The 953-nt window shown below is 70.0% G+C and carries 1 protein-coding gene; it reads left to right on the forward strand.

Features of this window, described 5'->3' with window-relative positions:
• Positions 1–70: 70 nt before the first annotated feature.
• Positions 71–953, forward strand: an 883-nt coding sequence (locus tag IEY91_RS41445) for a tetratricopeptide repeat protein (RefSeq protein WP_229697758.1), incomplete at its 3' end; no start/stop codon positions are given.

Below are 953 nucleotides of genomic sequence, written 5' to 3' on the forward strand. Positions count from 1 at the left end.
CAACACCCCAGCCATACCCAGGAAATACCCAGCTCACAGCCTTCTGCAACAGGCTTTAGGGAGGAGTGACGTGAACCGTCGGAGCTTCCTGACCGCCTCCGGCGGCGCGACCCTGTCCCTGCTCGGCGTGCCCGATGCCGAGGCCATCACCCGACGCGTGCGAACCGCGCCCGCAGGAGCCGTACGCGTCGGCCAAGGCGAAGTGGACGCCGTCCTGGCCATGGTCAAAACCCTGGGCGACTCGGCCGCCGAGTACGGCGGCAGCCACGTGCGCCGCCTCGCCGTCGGCTACCTCACCGACAACGCCGGACCATGGCTGGACGGCAAGTACACCGAGGTCGCCGGCCGACGTCTGTACGCAGCGACCTCCCAACTCGCCCACCTCATCGGCTGGATGTACCAGGACGAAGGCGACGACGACGATCGCCAGGACCGCGCCAAGCACTACTACGCCCACGCCTTCCGCCTGGCCGACGAGGCCGGCGAGCCCGAACTCGCCGCGACTGCCCTGCGAGGCATGACCGTCCAGTCCATCGCCCTGGGCCCCCGATACCGCGCGGAAGCGTTCGCCCTGGCGGAGAAGGCCATGGAACACGCCCGCGGTCTCGACGACCCACGCGCGGTCTCCTACCACCAGTCCACCCTGGCCGATGCTGCCGCCCTCGACGGCAACCACCGCCTCGCTGCCAAGGCGCTGGCAGCCTCCCAGAGCTCCATCGAACGCACCGCCACCACCCCGCCCGGCCAGTCCTGGGCATCCCACTTCACCATCGGCCGGTGGGCCCACACCTCAGGCATGATCCTCGCCAAGATGGGCGACCTGACCGGCGCCCGCGAACAGCTCCACCAGGCCCTGGAGATCCACGGACTCGACCGGCGCCGCAGCCGCGCCCAGGTACTCGGCAACCTCGGCGAGATCCACCTCCAGCAAGGCGACCTCGACGGCGCCCTGA

It is taken from the genome of Streptomyces lasiicapitis, from assembly GCF_014646335.1.
GTDB classification, from domain to species: domain Bacteria; phylum Actinomycetota; class Actinomycetes; order Streptomycetales; family Streptomycetaceae; genus Streptomyces; species Streptomyces lasiicapitis.